12 protein-coding genes are annotated in these 15,962 nt (G+C 52.1%); 8 read left to right on the forward strand and 4 right to left on the reverse strand.

The window, feature by feature from the left end:
• Window positions 1-76 precede the first annotated feature (76 nt).
• The 5 genes from AC2FMY_RS07405 (at window position 77) to AC2FMY_RS07425 (ending at window position 4,649) form a co-directional block, all read left to right on the forward strand.
• Window positions 77-1,249 carry an ABC transporter substrate-binding protein gene (locus AC2FMY_RS07405; protein WP_496807183.1) on the forward strand — a complete coding sequence of 391 codons (1,173 nt, stop codon included), beginning with the start codon at window positions 77-79 and terminating at the stop codon, window positions 1,247-1,249.
• Window positions 1,250-1,413: 164 nt separating this feature from the next.
• A complete protein-coding gene (locus AC2FMY_RS07410; RefSeq protein ID WP_496748264.1) occupies window positions 1,414-2,265 on the forward strand; it encodes a branched-chain amino acid ABC transporter permease in 852 nt (283 codons plus the stop codon).
• A gap of 1 nt (window position 2,266) precedes the next feature.
• Complete coding sequence (locus AC2FMY_RS07415) at window positions 2,267-3,214, forward strand: branched-chain amino acid ABC transporter permease (protein WP_496748263.1); 948 nt, start codon at window positions 2,267-2,269, stop codon at window positions 3,212-3,214.
• Window positions 3,211-3,942, forward strand: a complete 732-nt coding sequence (locus tag AC2FMY_RS07420) for an ABC transporter ATP-binding protein (RefSeq protein WP_496807184.1) — start codon at window positions 3,211-3,213, stop codon at window positions 3,940-3,942. The genes AC2FMY_RS07415 and AC2FMY_RS07420 overlap by 4 nt, the downstream gene beginning before the upstream one ends.
• Window positions 3,942-4,649 carry an ABC transporter ATP-binding protein gene (locus AC2FMY_RS07425; RefSeq protein ID WP_496748261.1) on the forward strand — a complete coding sequence of 236 codons (708 nt, stop codon included), beginning with the start codon at window positions 3,942-3,944 and terminating at the stop codon, window positions 4,647-4,649. The genes AC2FMY_RS07420 and AC2FMY_RS07425 overlap by 1 nt, the downstream gene beginning before the upstream one ends.
• Window positions 4,650-4,908: 259 nt before the next feature.
• Here the strand turns inward: AC2FMY_RS07425 and AC2FMY_RS07430 are convergent, their stop codons facing one another.
• The 4 genes from AC2FMY_RS07430 to AC2FMY_RS07445 all read right to left on the reverse strand — a co-directional run bounded on the left by AC2FMY_RS07430 (window position 4,909) and on the right by AC2FMY_RS07445 (window position 12,690).
• Window positions 4,909-6,249 carry an HlyD family type I secretion periplasmic adaptor subunit gene (locus AC2FMY_RS07430; protein ID WP_496748260.1) on the reverse strand — a complete coding sequence of 447 codons (1,341 nt, stop codon included), beginning with the start codon at window positions 6,247-6,249 and terminating at the stop codon, window positions 4,909-4,911.
• Window positions 6,250-6,259: 10 nt separating this feature from the next.
• Complete coding sequence (locus AC2FMY_RS07435; RefSeq protein ID WP_496807185.1) at window positions 6,260-8,320, reverse strand: type I secretion system permease/ATPase; 2,061 nt, start codon at window positions 8,318-8,320, stop codon at window positions 6,260-6,262.
• 42 nt (window positions 8,321-8,362) lie between these two features.
• Complete coding sequence (locus AC2FMY_RS07440; RefSeq protein WP_496807186.1) at window positions 8,363-10,369, reverse strand: type I secretion protein; 2,007 nt, start codon at window positions 10,367-10,369, stop codon at window positions 8,363-8,365.
• 98 nt (window positions 10,370-10,467) lie between these two features.
• Window positions 10,468-12,690, reverse strand: coding sequence for a hypothetical protein (locus AC2FMY_RS07445; protein ID WP_496747748.1), 2,223 nt, complete (start codon window positions 12,688-12,690; stop codon window positions 10,468-10,470).
• Window positions 12,691-13,273: 583 nt separating this feature from the next.
• Here AC2FMY_RS07445 and AC2FMY_RS07450 point away from each other — a divergent pair.
• From AC2FMY_RS07450 to AC2FMY_RS07460, 3 genes are all read left to right on the forward strand, one after another.
• Window positions 13,274-14,041, forward strand: a complete 768-nt coding sequence (locus AC2FMY_RS07450; protein WP_496747750.1) for a helix-turn-helix transcriptional regulator — start codon at window positions 13,274-13,276, stop codon at window positions 14,039-14,041.
• 76 nt (window positions 14,042-14,117) lie between these two features.
• A complete protein-coding gene (locus AC2FMY_RS07455; RefSeq protein ID WP_496747752.1) occupies window positions 14,118-14,531 on the forward strand; it encodes a hypothetical protein in 414 nt (137 codons plus the stop codon).
• A 291-nt stretch (window positions 14,532-14,822) separates the two neighbouring features.
• The gene (locus tag AC2FMY_RS07460; protein WP_496747755.1) at window positions 14,823-15,926 is read left to right on the forward strand and encodes a hypothetical protein; all 1,104 of its coding nucleotides are present in this window, start codon (window positions 14,823-14,825) and stop codon (window positions 15,924-15,926) included.
• The last annotated feature ends 36 nt before the right edge of the window (window positions 15,927-15,962 follow it).

A 15,962-nucleotide genomic window follows, 5' to 3' on the forward strand; every position in this document is an offset into this window, starting at 1 on the left:
ATTTGATCGGAGTACAGTTCTGTGTACTGTATACAGAATACAAACTCGGCAAAAAGAGACACAGGGAGCTTTTCAGATGACAAAATCAGCGCTCATCGGCGGGACATGCATCGCGCTCATGGCCTCGGCAGCCATGGCCGAGATCAAGGTGGGGTATATCGGGTCGCTTTCTTCGGATACCGGCCTTTCTACGCTTCGCGGCGCAGAGATGGCGATTGAGGAACTGAATGCAAATGGCGGTCTCAACGGAGAGCAGATAACACTTGTCTCTGCGGATACGGGACAAGACCCGACCGAGGGGATCCGGGCCTATGAATATCTGGCTGAAACAGAAGAAGTTGATTTCATCATATCCGGGTCCATTGATGACGTATCGCTTGGATGGCTACCCAGGATGCAAGAATATCGCATCCCAACTCTGGATACCTGGACTTCGTATATTGGCATAATCGATATGGTGGTCGAAGACCCCGAAGGTATGGCGCCTTACTTCATGAACATCGCTTCGGACGAGGCGTTGGCGACGTTATACATCAACTTCGGCGCGGATGTTCTAAAAAAGAAGATGGGATGGAATTCGGTCGTTATTCTTGCTGAAGACACTGCATTTGGCGAAGCCATTACCGGCCTGGTGACCGAAGCACTTGCTCCTGTGGCCGGTATCGAAGTTGCTGACATCATCACATATGACGTTGCCACGGTCGATTTTGCACCGATTTTTAGCAGGGCGCAGGATACTGGCGCCGATTTCATCTATCAGGTCTCGTCCGTAAATGCTCAGGTGATTTCCTCGCAATATGTGAAACTACAGGTGCCAATGGCCATGACCGGCGTGAACGTCGCAGCACTTGGCATGGAGTATTGGGATGACACTGGTGGAGCAGGGGGCGGTATCTCGACCCTGTCACCTGTGCCGTCTGTCGGATTCAAACTGGACCCGGTTAGTCAGAAGTTCGTCGACGAATACCAGGCGAGATACGACAGCCGGCCGCTTTTACCGCACTTCAACGGATTCAATGCCTACCACGGGCTGAAACAGGCGATGGCCGCAGCCGAGGAAGCCGGTGGTTTCGGCGATGTCGACGCATGGGCCGCAGCAATGAAAAAACAGGACCTGGTGCTGGACATGGATGGCCAACTTTGGTTGCGCTACGGTTTTTGGGGTGACGACGAAGTTGAACCGGTCACGCAACGGACCTACCCGCACAATGCCCGCTTCGATCTTTCGGAACCGTTTGACGATGCATAGCCATCGATGGTGGTGGTGCAGTGGTACGAAGATGGAACAGCCGCTGTTGTCTATCCCGACAAATACGCAACTGGCGAGTTCACTCTTCCCAGCTGGGTGAAATAACTCCGAAGAACAAAATCGACGCGCTTTACTAGAGCGCGTCGGAAGCCAAAGGTTTCTCGATGCTGCAGATACTGATCCAGGGGCTTCTGCTCAGCGGCCTTTACGCGCTTATCGCAATGGGGTTCACACTGATTTTCAGCATCGGACGCGTTCTGAATCTCGCCTATGGCGCGTATCTGATGGTCGGTGGATACGTCTATTTCTGGATTTCTCAAACGTTGGGTATGCCAAAGACAGTCGGGGTTATACTGGCGGCTGTTCTAGGTATTCTAATGGGGGTGCTCAAGTTCAAGCTCATCGTCAAGACGCTCAAGGGCGATCACGTGGCCGTCGAAATCTCTACGCTCATTCTTGCCGTCGTTATTCAGGCTGGAATTGTTTTGGTCTTTGGCGACAGCAGCAAAATCCTGCTGCCTATAATCCCCGGCGTGACAATCATAGGTGGAGCGTCTGTCACTTACAATATTCTGACGGCAACGATTGTCAGTTGGGCAATTCTAAGCGGATTATACCTGTTTGTGCGCTTCAGTCATACTGGTCGCGCAATGCAGGCAGTGTCGATGGACGCCAAGGGTGCTGCCATATCCGGGATCGATCCAGACCGTATCAATTTGGTCACTTGGGGTATTTCGGGCGGGTTGGGAGCTGTCGGTGGAGTATTCTTCGCCAGCTATACACAGCTTTCGCCCTCGATGTGGGTAGCCCCGCTGATCATCTCGGTCGCCGTCGTCATTGTTGGCGGTATCGGTTCGATTTTCGGAACGCTGATAGTCGCCCACATAGTCGGGTTTCTGGAGGTTATAGTCGTGGCCACTCTCGCCCCTGAATTGAGGGGCGTTTTTACCATGCTTCTGATCATTGGAGTTCTGGTGATGCGGCCGCAAGGCCTCTTTGGGCGCGAGGAGATTTGAGATGGGATTGCGGTGGTACCATCTTGGACTTTGGGCGGCTCTGATAGCCGGGATGACTTTGCTGCCGCAAATTGTTGGCAACGGTACGCTCAGAACAATGATCTTTGCCAACTACCTGGCGATATTTGCTATTAGTTGGGATGTGCTGTCCGGGCGTACCGGCTATGTGAGTTTTGGCCACCCTTTCTTGATTGGAATAGGCGCATATACTACAGCAATCTTGACAAAACGGTTCGATGTGGCGGTCGAGATTTCGATTCCGATTGCCGTAGTGATGACTATGGCGGCAGGGTTGATCGTTCTTCTTCCGGCTTTGCGTATTAGGGGCAGCTACTTTGCGCTTGTCACGTTGGCCTTCATGGAGCTGTTGTATCAATTGGTACAAGTAATCCGCCCCGATCTTACAGGTGGTACACGAGGCATGTCGGGCATTCAAACCCTCACGCGAGGGGCCACCAACGGGTACTACCTGTCAACCACGCTCATGCTTTCCGTGGCTATCAGCATGTGGTTGTTGATGAAAACCCGGTTGGGTACGGCCTTGGCCGCAATCGGAATGAATGAGGAAAGCGTACGTGGCTCCGGCTTGAGCACAACACGCCTCAAGGCTCTCGCGTTTCTGACCAGTGCATTCGTAGCTGGGCTGGGAGGCGCCTTCTATGTGCACTATCTTGGCTCGCTGGCCCCGCGCGCGTTGTTCGATATCAATTTTCTTTTTACAATCATCGTCGCCGCCCTTCTGGGAGGAACGTCGACGATTGTCGGCCCCATGATCGGGGCTTTTTTCATGACTTTTCTGCTGGAGTATCTGCGACCAGTTCTGCCAGGGGCAGAGCGGTACTTTGTTTACGGTGCCATCGCGCTCTTACTCTATATGTATCAACCGAAAGGTCTCGTGGCGCTTTTTCAGCGCGCCGTTTCCGGGGTTCGGAAAAGGAGCATCTCGTGACAACAGCTCTGGAAGTCACTGACCTGGTCAAGACCTTCGGCGGCCTCAAGGCAACGAACAACCTGTCCTTTTCCGTACAGCAAGGGGAATCGTTGGGTCTCATCGGCCCGAACGGTGCAGGCAAAACCACGGTTTTCAGCCAAATTATGGGCGAGTTGCGCCAAAACAGCGGCACGATCAAGCTGTTCGGGCAGGAAATCTCCGCTCTTCCAACCTCGCGCCGGATCCGCGCGGGCGTCAGCCGCACATACCAGATCCCCCGGCCTTTTGGAGATATGAGCGTGTCCGAAAACATACGTGTTGGGCTGATGCCTGACAACATTTGGCACATGATATTCTCACCGCCGGACAAAGCTCGAGAACGCGAGATCGCCCTGAGCGTCGGCTTTAGCGAGGACGATTTGTCAAGAACGCCAGCAGAGCTGGCCATGGGAGATTTGCGCAAGCTGGAAATGGCTCGCACAACGGCAACGGCCCCGAAAGTCATGCTGTTGGACGAGGTGTTCGCTGGCCTTACTGTCGGTGAAATTGCACAAATATCAGATCTCATTCAGTCCATGCGCAAGGAGGGGATGACGTTTCTGATCGTAAGCCATGATTTGCCCGCGTTGGAGCCGTTGATTGACCGTGCCATTGCTATCGACCGAGGCAAAATGATCGCCGAAGGGCCATTTTCGGAAGTAATAAACGACAAGGCCGTACAAGCCTCATATCTCGGAGGAGCGTGATGTCGTTTCTGGAAATCTGCGCCCTGTCCGCGTTTTACGGCAAAGCACAGGCTCTGACGGATATCTCGATAACGGTCGAACCCGGGGAAATCGTCGCGGTGATCGGGCCGAATGGAGCAGGTAAATCTACACTGCTCGACAGTATTATGGGATTGGTTAGGACCGAAGGCGATATAAGGCTCAAAGGGGAACCATTGATCGGGCGGCCAACGTCGGACATTGTACGCCGGGGCGTCGGATATGCACCGGAGCGGTTCAATTTGTTCCCTTATATGTCCGTTCGTGACAACCTGATGGTAGGCGCATACACCGCCCGCGAAGATGTGGAGCGCAATCTCGAATTGGTGCACAAACTTTTTCCGCGCCTCGAAGAACGAGAGGGGCAGGAAACATCGACACAATCCGGGGGTGAACGTCAAATGGTTTCGTTTGGTCGCGCGTTGATGACCAGTCCCGAGCTTTTGCTGGTGGACGAGCCGACAATCGGCTTGGCGCCCAAAATCTGTCATGAGATTGCCGAGGTACTGCGCCGACTAAACCGTGAATTTGGGTTGACCGTGGTCATAACCGAGCAGAATGCTAATTTTGCCCTTTCCCTGGCCAGTCGCATCTACATCCTCGAATCTGGACGCATGCAGATTTCGGGCACGGCGGACGAGTTGCGAAACGACCCACGATTGCTCGAAGCTTATTTCGGTCATCATTGAAACCCGGAACCGGTTCAAATGATATCTGGCAATGGTATTCGGATCGCCATGCCTACGAAGAGGTGGATTGAGTTTTCCTGTATCATTCACCCGGCAACGGATGGGAACTGCTACCCAGGATCTGACCGCATTGACTTTCAAAGCCGAAACAAGACGGTTGCGGCGAGGGCGGTGGCGGACAGGAGCACCTAGAAACCAAAACGACTTTCAGTTAATCCGTGCTGCTTCGGAAAACTACTGAACGTGACGGTACGCAATCTCAGTTTTCTTTGAAAGCACGTGACATGCTATCGGTGATTGGTTTCACTATGTAAGAAGCGAATGTCCGTTGTTCGGTCTGGATCATGATTTCTGCAGGCATGCCTGGCGTCGGAACAAACCCACGAACGCGGCCCATCTCATCAGAAGTCAAAGAGATTCGAGCCAAATACACCTCTTGTGGTGCACCGCCTGTATCTTCGAACAGGGCATCTGCGGAAACATAATACACTTCTCCATTCAAAACCGGAGTGGTGCGCTGGTTCAAAGCCACCAGACGCACAGTAGCCCTTTGCCCGGTTACAACACTATCGATCTCGGTTCTCGGAATCTGAGCTTCGATAATCAATGGAGCATCCGCCGGCAGGATTTCAGCGATTGGTTCGCCAGTTTCGATAACGCCACCAGGCGTAAAATAGTGCAGGCGCACGACCGTTCCTGAAACTGGTGCCCGAACTACGGCTCGGGCAAGGACACTGCGCGCTTGCCGCGATTTTTCCCGAACGCTTTCCAAATCTGCTTCGATTGCGCCAAGCTCATCCAAAGCAGCTTGTCGATAAGCAGATCGCGTGCGCTGAATTTGCTCATCGTATTTCAACATCATCTGCCCGACTTCTGATGCTTCGGCCTGTAACCGTGCAAGCTGGCCATCGGCCTCGGCCTGAATTCGCCGGATAGCGTTCAGTTCGCCTTTCCGCACCAGCCCTTTTTCGAACAAGGCGTTTTTGGTTTCATATTCCTCCTCCAATATCTCGGATCGGTGGGACATGGAATCAAGCTGGGCTTGGTATCCCTTCTCTCGCACCCGGAGTGCTTCCATGTTCCGCTCAAGCAATGCGATATCATTCAGCAAAGTCTTGCGGGACACTTCAAATGTCAGTTCTTGGCTGTCCAAAATAGAAGCAACTTCGGCGTCGCTAGAGGCTGTCAATAAATCCGATGAGAATACGAGCTTTTCATGTTCCCGATATTCTGCAAGCAACCGGGTCGCCATTGCCTGAAGGCGGATCTGGCGGATGAACAATTCTCTTTCAGTGGATTCCGCCGACGTCTGGTCCAATGTCATTAGGACATCTCCGGCCTTGACCTCTTCTCCTTCAGCGACGCGAATTTGTTCGATGATACCGCCTTCGAGGTGCTGGACAATTTTGTTGCGGCCCGTCGCGACAAAACTGCCTTGGGCGATAACTGCAGCTGCCAAAGGAGCGCGGAAGGCCCAAACACCAAATCCGCCAAAGCACACCACCAACATTGCAAACCCGATCACAATGAAATGGGTGATCGAGCGGGGAACGTCGGAGTACCACAATGCGTTATTGGACGGAGTGCTGAGGTCAGACATATTTTGCCCTTTACTTGTCCGGAATTTCGCCAGTTCTGCCGGCCGAGCTCTGCAATTGCGCCAGTACGTGATCGCGCTGGCCGAATACGGCGACACGCCCATCGGTCAATAGCATGATTTTGTCCACCGCACCCAAAAGGGTCGGCTTTTGAGTGATGACGATCACTGTAATTCGGTTGATTTTGGCATGCTCTATTGCCTTGGCCAGCGCCTTGTCGCCCGCGACGTCAAGGTTTGAATTTGGCTCGTCCAATACCACCATGCGCGGCATGCCAAAGAAGGCCCTCGCTAATGCGATACGTTGCTTTTGCCCGCCGGACAAAGGTGATCCGTCTGCGGAAACGATGGTTTCATAACCCTGAGGGAGTGTTGCGATCATGTTGTGAACGTCCGCGAGAACAGCGGCATCATGGATTTGTTCGTCCGTCGCGTCGGTGCGCATACGACCGATGTTGTCTTTTATCGTTCCCGGGAACAGCTGAACGTCTTGCGGCAGATATCCGATGCTTTCGCCGAACTGGCGCGGGTCCCAGTTTCGGATGTCCATCAGGTCTAATCTAACACTGCCAGATGTTGGCAGAATCGACCCAACCAATGTTTTGCCCAATGTCGTTTTCCCAGCGCCTGAATTGCCAATTATCGCCAATGTCTCGCCTGGATTCAGCGAAAAGGTTATTCCGTTCAACACGACGTGTTTGGTCCCACCCGGGACATAGAGCAAACGTTCAACGTCCAGCTTACCCTCAGGGCGCGGCAGGCGCAGTTTCTCGTATTGCAGCGCCGAGTTTGCCAAGAGTGCGCGAACACGGTCGAAGGCGCCTCGAGTCAACAAGAATGAATTCCAACCTTCTATGGAGCCCTCGATCGGGGCGAAGGCGCGACCGGCGATAATTGATGCGGCTATCACCATGCCGCCGGTAATCTCGCCATTCAGGGCCAGAAAGGCGCCCCATCCCAGAATCGCGATCTGGGTCAGCAAGCGCACCGCTCGCGAGATTGCGGCGAAGATGACATTCCTGTCCTGCGCGCGAACTTGCCATGTAAGCGATGTCGCCGTATCCCGGCCCCAGATACGAACCGCCTCGGGGATCATGGCGAGCGCATTGATGATCTGGCTGTTTCGGGACATCGAATCGAGGTGCTGGTTGGCCATCGACTGCGCTCTGTTCGCCTCGGCAAAGGGCTTCGCGGTCAATTTCTGGTTGATGAATGCAATAGCCATCAACAGAAGAGCCGTGACGATGACAATCATCCCCAGATCGGGGTGAACAAGAAAGATCATAAGCAAGAAGAATGGCGCGAAAGGCACGTCAAGAAATGCTAAGAGCGTACCCGATACCAGAAAGCCGCGTACCTGCTGTAAATCGCCCAGGGTCTGATATTCACGGCCTGTACCGTGCAACGAAGCATGGGCCGCAGCACTTAGAGTTGGCGCGCCGAGTCGAGCTGCAACTTCTACTGCTGTCCGCATTAGCATGAAGCGGCGCACGGCATCAAAAGCTGCTTGAAAAATCACGGCACCGGCGACGATCACCGTCAACATGATCAACGTGTCAAGAGAGCGGCTGGTCAGAACCCGGTCACTGATTTGGAAAAGGTAGATTGGAATGGCCAGGATCAACAAGTTGGTCGCAAGGGTCAGAACCATGACAAATGCCAGGTTGCGCTGAATGGCGCGCAGCGATGTGCGAAGTATCTTTTGATAGTTATCTGGAGGGGTCCGCCGATGAAAAGGCCCCGGAGGAGAAGCCCCATTGCCACCATCCCCACCACGCGCGAGCAGCGGTTCGTTTGCCTTGGCCTCCAAAGTGGTGCCCAAGGAATCTGGTCGAGGTTTTGTCGGCTGGGTTGACCCCTGAGGATTACCTTTGCTCTCCTTTTCCTCTGGTGCGTTTGTTTCACGTGCCGAGGTACGCGCTCGGGGTCGCATTGTCTCGGCCAGCGGCACACGCATCTCGGGCGACAGCCTTAAAGTTTTTTCGCCGTTCCCACGCATTCGATCGGCGCCTCTGAGGGTGCCGTCGGGGTTGAAGAACAGATCATTGCGCCATGGTGGAAACTTTGTCGACATACTCAAACTGTCCCGAAAAACCAAAACTCATGAACTTGCTCACTAGGCGAGCATGCTGTGCATTCCGTCCGCGTTGCTTGCATCGTGATCCATGTCGCTCTGTTTGCCACGACCAAGGCCTCCAAGCTCCGGGGCCTTCACAAAGTCGTCGTCCATCAGGAACGCAACGGCTTCGTTCACCAGTTCCGAAATTTCTTCGGTGTTCGAAGTATCCGGTGCTTCGACAAAACTTGCCTGATGCAAAAGCAGATCGGAATAGGCGTCGTCACCCGACATCACGACGGAATCGACACCGTGCTTGGCGATATTTGCGGCATTAAGCATGGCGTTACTGCTGGCGACCAGTTCGATCGCGTCTGCAGATTTGCCTTTGACGACTAGATCGTCCTGGTCGGCAAGTTTGTTCACCTGCTTTACGATGTTGACCTGTTTCAGGCTGCCATCGATCTTCAACACACGCATCTGTTCCATACCTGCGAAATGCGGATCGCTGGTGAGCGCCTGTTCCAACGCAGCAGTGCTGCCAGCGTCATCCACGGGAAGCACTTCGGCAAGTGGTGTCGGTAATTCTTCGTATGTGTCCTTGCCGATTGTAGTGACCTTGGCCTGGTTCATCACGAGATTGTTGTCGGTATGTTCCTCACTAGCTGTGGTCGTGCCGTCAACCAGACCAACGCCAATTCCCAATGATATCAGATCGTCATCTATGAGAACTTGTGTTTGCGCAACAACATCGACAGATATGAGGTCCTCCCCAACCAAGATCAGGTCATAGTGCTGACCCAGTTGCAGAATATCATTGCTGTTGGTCAAAATGTTGTCGCCTAGAGCATAATAGGTCGAGAACCCTGCTATTTCGGTTTCAATACTGTCGATATCCGTTGTGACGATGTCTTGTTGAATGACATTGGTGATCGTCAGATCGCCCTTGATCTGGTCGATATGTACATTCTGCGGCGGTCCGCCCGACCCTTTTTCGTTGTCGAGCCATGCAGCCGTGTTGGGCTTGATTTCGATTTCTGCCGTATTGAAAATGGACGTGTTTGATTTAATGCCTTCAGTGTCAGTCATATCCAGATCTGACACCACCGCGACCTGGCTAATATAGATCAGATTGATCGCCAAACCGCCTACGGCGATATAAGGGGCATCCAACCAGGCGATATTCGCGTTTGCCTCATTTATTGAAAGATTTCCGCCCGTAACGATCGTGTGCCCTTCGAAGCTCCCTTCGCTATCAGATGAGGCCCATTCTCGCGGCAACGCGCTGATGTCGCTTTCTTCAGAACCCACATCCCGCGCCTTGTGATAGACGGGGAGCAACTCACTCCAGGAAGGAAGTTCTGCTGCCGCTTGGCCATTCACAATGATGCCGACCGCTTCCTGACCGGTCAACTGGAATACCTGCGCCCCTTCAACAGAGGTGGCCTCAGAAGATGCCATCGCTTTTGCAAAGACTTTGACCGTTTCCAGTGAAAGAAAATTGGAAAGCCCCAATGCCAACGAAGGTATCGCATGCAGTGCGTCAGCAAGATTCGAAAGTGCCTCGGCTTGTTCCAGTTTTGCTGGTATATCGCGAAGAACACCCTCGCCAAAGATGTCATTGTCGCTCAATTGAAGCTTTTGATCTGTATAAGTGAGTGCCGAGCCGGGGAAATTGTGTATGTCTTCAAGCGGCTGCTCTACGGGAAGATCTGGCGCATTCCGATCATCGCTGGAAAACAGCGGTATGTCGTTCTGCACAAACGCGGGCGGAGCGACACCCTCGACGATCAAGGGCGACGCAATAGAAACGGTTATCGGCAGTTCAACTGCTTCACCGGCGCCCAGTTTTTCTGCCACATAATCAGAAGCTACGTAGTTGCCAGGCGCCAATTCCAGATCAGATTTGACTACGATTTTCGTAGCATCTGGAATTTCTTCCAGATCCGCTTTTCGTCGAAGAGCCGTGAACTCTTCGTATTGATCTCTTAGTCGGGCCTTTTCTATCGTCAGGTCAAATAGACCGATAAAATGCGAAATGACTTCGGTAATATTGTCGAGCGCCATGGCAGGGTCCCTTTCGCTCGTATGATTAGGAAGACCGGGAAACCGGATTTCCGTAAACCGGGGCCGTCGAACGGCCCCGGCTATCTTCATTCAAGGATTCAGACGTCTGTATCGTCTGTTGCATAGGACGATGTCATCGCACCGCCAACCATGGTGGTGTCGACCGAGTTGCCCAATACATTTGCCCCCATGACAATCGATTGATTGAAGGCCGATGTATCGACCACGGCAGCCGCCGAAGCATAGGATTCACCAGTCACGATCCCGTCGCCACCATTGTTCGAGCCCCATTCGCCCGCGTTGCCGCCCATGCCTCCGTCACCGGAATATGCGCCGGACGCATCACCGCCATAAACGGCACCACCATAGGTATCACCACTGGCTGCGTCGGCCATCGAATATCCCGACGAACCGCCATTCGAGTTGCCTCCGGTACCGGTGCCTCCGGCGCCCGAGTATGCGGCACCATGAGCTGTGCCGGAGCCCGCGGAATTGGCATCATTGTCGCTGGTTGCGTCTCCACCATAACCAGCAATTGCCTTTGCAAGACTGTCCGCCGATCCGTCGGTATCGGATTTGGAGAACACATCTGCGGCGCCGCCATAGCCGCCTGTGTTGGCCGCGTCAGCCGATCCTGATCCGTCAGCTGCAGAGGCCGCATCAGACGTATTGCTGCCGCCGGCACCACCAGTACCATCCGCCGCGGATTTGCCAATCGATGAGCCGTCGGCAGCCCCATTGGATGTATTCGTGCCACCAGCGCCGCCGGTCGCGTCCGTATCCTGACTATTGTTGGCCTTGCCGCTCACATCGCCGGTATCTTGGTCGATGCTCGGCCCGTCTCCAGTAGTCTGATCGCCGACACCTTCGGCATTTGCCTTGCTTGTCGATGAGCCGCCAGTGCCGTCGCCGCCATTGGTATCACCACCAGTAGAGTCTCCATTGCCGGTCGAAGCTTTCTGGTTGCCACCGTTGTCATTGTTGGCTTTTTCGCCAGTGACTTCCTGATGGAGCGCGGCGATCGCCGCTTCGATCAAGCCGGAGAAGCCGCCATTACCACTGTCTCCGCCTTCGCCGTCTGCGGTGCTGCTAGCTGCGCCAAGTGCTCCGCCGATGGCTTTGTTGTCACCACCTTCGGCATCATTGGCCTCGGTGTTGCTGTCGCTCTTGTTGCTGTTCAGACCAACGCCGATTGCACCCGCATCGCCTCCATCGGCACCCTTGGCGGATGTATCGTTGTCAGCGTATCCACTGCTGTCAGCATCCGATGCCGACTTGTTGTCACCACCGTCTGCATCACCTTCGGCATTCGCTCCTGACAGGCCAAGACCAACGGCAATACCCAGCGAATCTGCGCTGCCGCCGTCGCCACCAGTCCCGGAGGATTCGGTATGCGACTTGGTTGCGTTGTCGCTTTTCGCGCTGCTGTCGGCGTCTCCGCCATCGCCGCCAACACTATCACCATCCGCATGCGCGCCTGAAAGGCCTACGCCTAGACTTGCGTTGTGTGCGTCGCCGGTATCGCCACCCTCGCCTCCGCCAGCCTTGGCGTTCGCGTCGCCGGTATCGCCGCCTTTGGCAATCGCGTCACTACCGTAGGTTTTACCTCCGGTTGCATCACCGCCGTAAGTGGTTCCGCCATCACCAGTATCGCCGCCGTCAGCATCCGCGCTTATGCCTTCTTCCGCATGAGCCTTGCCCCCGTGAGCGTTGCCGGATTGGTTGAATTCTCCAGTGTTGGAGACAGTCGGTGACTTCAGGGTGTCATTGTCATAGAGACTCGCTACCTGACTATTGATCGACGACATGTCATTGCCTTCGCCCTCGAGATCGATCTTGAGGTGCATGTCATCACCGGGATCATAGTTCACGTCTTTGCCGGCCGTTATTACATCGCCAACAGAAGCGTAGTCTCCGAGATCCAGGTCGACCTGATCGTCGTCGCGCGGAATCCACTCACCACCACCAAAGTCGATATTGATCGCATTCGAGTTGGAATTGTCGTTGCTGTCGTCACCTCCATTGGTGTTCTGCTGCTGTTGTTTCTGCGCTTGATCTTGACCTTGATCCTGCCCCTGCTTTTGGTTGTCTGCGTTATCGACCTTGTTGTCGACGTCGGTTTTTTGGGACTGCTCCTGATCCTGGGCGTCAGAAGTGTCAACAGATTGGTCTTGTTTTTGTTGTTGAGCGTTCACGTCCGCCTCTACAAATGCTTTATCCACTTGGATGTCTGTATCGAATGATGCATCGAGGTTTTCGACGACGACTTCATCGACTGTCGTGACTGTCGTGTTGTTTGAATTGGCTGCATTCCGTTTCATAGCAAGTAATCCATTTTCCTTGCGCCGGCCCGCCAGTCATGTAAAAGGCAGAAATGGGCGCGTTTAAAACAGATGAATCGAGCTTATCTCGATCCAGCAAAAACTTGTTTCTCCATAAATTTCTGCGTCACCTCCTTTGCGACCAGGCATCTTGCGCGCATATAAGAAAATTGGCGGGCAATACTTTTAGGGTAATTCTATAAATTAGACCCCCTATAGTTGCGGGAAAATTCGACTCTGGCCAGCCAATAATATGATTTACTTCTCCTAACGGCTTGATATTATTCATTTATATTCCACAGACATTCGTATTTGGGCTTTACTATTTTGGTGCGTGGACGAAATTTAAAAAAAATGGTCACAAAGATTATAAGGAATTTTGGCGAAACGATTATTCTTTACAGGGAAGTATTAATCTAAAGTTCTATCCGTCTCGCGATCTATCAACTCTCTGTTGATAATCATAGAAGTTTCCGCTAAACTTTGAGGAGAAATTTCGGATACATACATCTATTTGGTCAATTGATTGATTTTTGGGCAATATTTCTGGTTTTTGATCTGTGAATGATTTGGGGGGGGCGTGATGAGTCTGCTTGATTTCAATGGAACAGCCGGGTTATCTACTCGCTCGCCAACTGAAGTTGATGTATTGTTTTTGGGGAAGGAACTTTTCTTTTCGGGCCAAACTTTGATGAGTGTTCACGCCGAGTTTGGAGTGTTCGCATACAGATGCGAAACTCTCCGGCAAGCTCAGTCGGTATTTGAGAACAAAATGCCAACACTTCGCATGCTTGTTGTAGATCAACAGTTGGGCGAACATCTTCTGAACTATCCACAACCATATCTGGATGTGTCCGGGTCAGGATGTTTGGCTTTGGCTTACCGAAAAGAAGCCGCCGCCGAAGCGTTCTTTTTGCAATGGGACTGCCTAAAGCATGGTGAAATCGGGTTCTTGCCGATGAATGTAACACCCGATGTATGGCGGTCTGTATTAAGGTTACTACTGCATTACGAGCTTTTTATTCCTGCATTTCTGGCAAAGCTCGTCCAAAAAGATAAACCTCCCGTTCGGACATCAGGCACCTTTGGGCAATTTTGTGCAAATGATCAACAACCAGTTTGCGAAGGGTTGTACACTCGTTTGACGCGCAGAGAAAAAGAGGTTCTGCAACTAGTTTCTCATGGTCAAAGCAACAAGCAGGTGGCTTCTAACCTCGGAATAACAGAACACACCGTCAAACTTCACATGCATCATATTGTCAAAAAAATTGGTGTCAGTAACAGAACTGCTGCAGCCAACTTCTTTTTTGAGACGGTACCGGCTGAAAACCGACCAAAAGTCAGTGGTTGATAATCCCAAAATACGTTTTGATCGCCTAATCTTGCTAGTTGGGCGACTAAATTATATTTGGACAAACACCGAAAGCTTGCTGATCCATCTGATTGCGGGACTGTGCAAGACAGATAAAGAAGTAGCTGTTATTGTTTTTCTAACCCTGAATACCACTCGCGCACGTATCGATTTGGTTGAACGCCTTTCGAAAATGGATGGTAGTGACGAAAAAGCCCGAAGCTTGATACTCAAGCAAACGCAGCGCCTGACAAAACTCTCTGCAATCCGAAACAAATACAACCATTGCATATACTCTTTTGATCCTGACAGTGGAAATCCTCGAACAATACTGATGCGGATTGCAGATCGGAAAACAGATATCAAGCTTGGTCGCGCTGATATTGTAGATGATCTGGCGATCTTCCAGATTGAGGACGCTGTTGAAAAACTCACAAACGCAAACCAAGATTTGTGGCGGCTGATCAGGCAACTGAAGTATCCAATTTAGTTTTCCATAGGTCCTCGGCGTGGCGCAGTCGAGCGGCAAACGTCCTAGTTGCCTATCGCCTCCTAGGTGCCTATCGTCGGCAATAAATACGGAGCCTGGCTTGCTCTTACAGTGAACACTCAGGCGCCGGTGACGTCGTCGTCACTGGACCGGTTTCCTTACATCGCTTGTTACCACAGGCGTCTAGTGATTTCAGAAAACAAACCCAAGTTTTTAGTTGAGGAGCCTGACGCGCTAATATAGGTTCAGCCGAGCTTAGCATTAAGCTGTTGGAAAAAAGAGATAAAGCAAATGAAGTGCTTGCTGCACATTGGAATGCACAAGACCGGTTCGACAGCGATTCAATCGGCATTGGAAGGCTATGACGACGGGCACACATTTTATGCGCAGCTAGGATACCTGAACCACAGCATCCCAATCCGGACTGCCTTTTCTGACCATGATAACCTTACAAAATTTTCATACCAGTATGGCTTATCCCAAGAAAGCGCACCGACTCTTCGAGAACAAGTTCACATAGAATTGGAACAACAACTGGCTCGAAGCGACCGGCAGCGAATAATTATTTCGGGTGAAGACATTTCTCTGATGACATCGAAAGAGAAAGTTGACTTCTTGTCGTGGCTGACCCAACGATGCCAGTCTATCTCGGTGTTAATGTACGCGAGAGACCCTTTGTCTTTTGCGGCCAGTGCTTTTCAACAGACGGTGATGGGAGGCAATAGTGCAGAAGTCCCCTCAGCGGTTGATCCGCTGTACCGCGGAAGGGTGATGCCGTTCATAAATTTCCTTGGCCGTTCTAATGTTGAATTATACGACTACAACAGGAATGCACTGCGCGAGGGAGACGTCGTATTCGATTTATGCGAACGTTGGGGATTGGATTTCAAGCGAACAAAAACTCAATCGCCAAACTCATCATTGAGCGCCGACGCGTTGAAAATATTGCATGCGTTCAATCGATCAAATCCGATTTTTCGTGGTGATCCAGTCATGGACTCCGCCTATAAAAGATTGCAGGGTATCATTCGAAATGAGTTGAGGGAGGGAGAAGCCATAGACAAACGTGCTTTTGTATCTGTTGCGGTTTATAATGATTGCGATTGGTTGGCGAGAGAATTTGGAATTCAATTTAATAGATTACGCAACACTTGCCCCGAAGTTAACCTAACATCTTGGATGAATGAAATATCTCAATGTTCTCTAAATCGGCTTGAAAAAGTACTCGTCTCAAATGGTATAAGAATTGAAACAACGCGGAGACCCGAAATATTAGCGAACAGGTTGTACTATCTACTTCTAGGGATGGAATATGCCAAGAGCCTTCCGAAACCGCAGCAAGCCACGGTGCTGCGAAGAGTTCGCAACGTCGTCAGGAGATTGATTGGGCGCTGACCTGAGCCTCAAGTTTCCTTGGCGTTGTTGCGTAAC

This window comes from Ruegeria sp. YKSE079 (assembly GCF_059612845.1).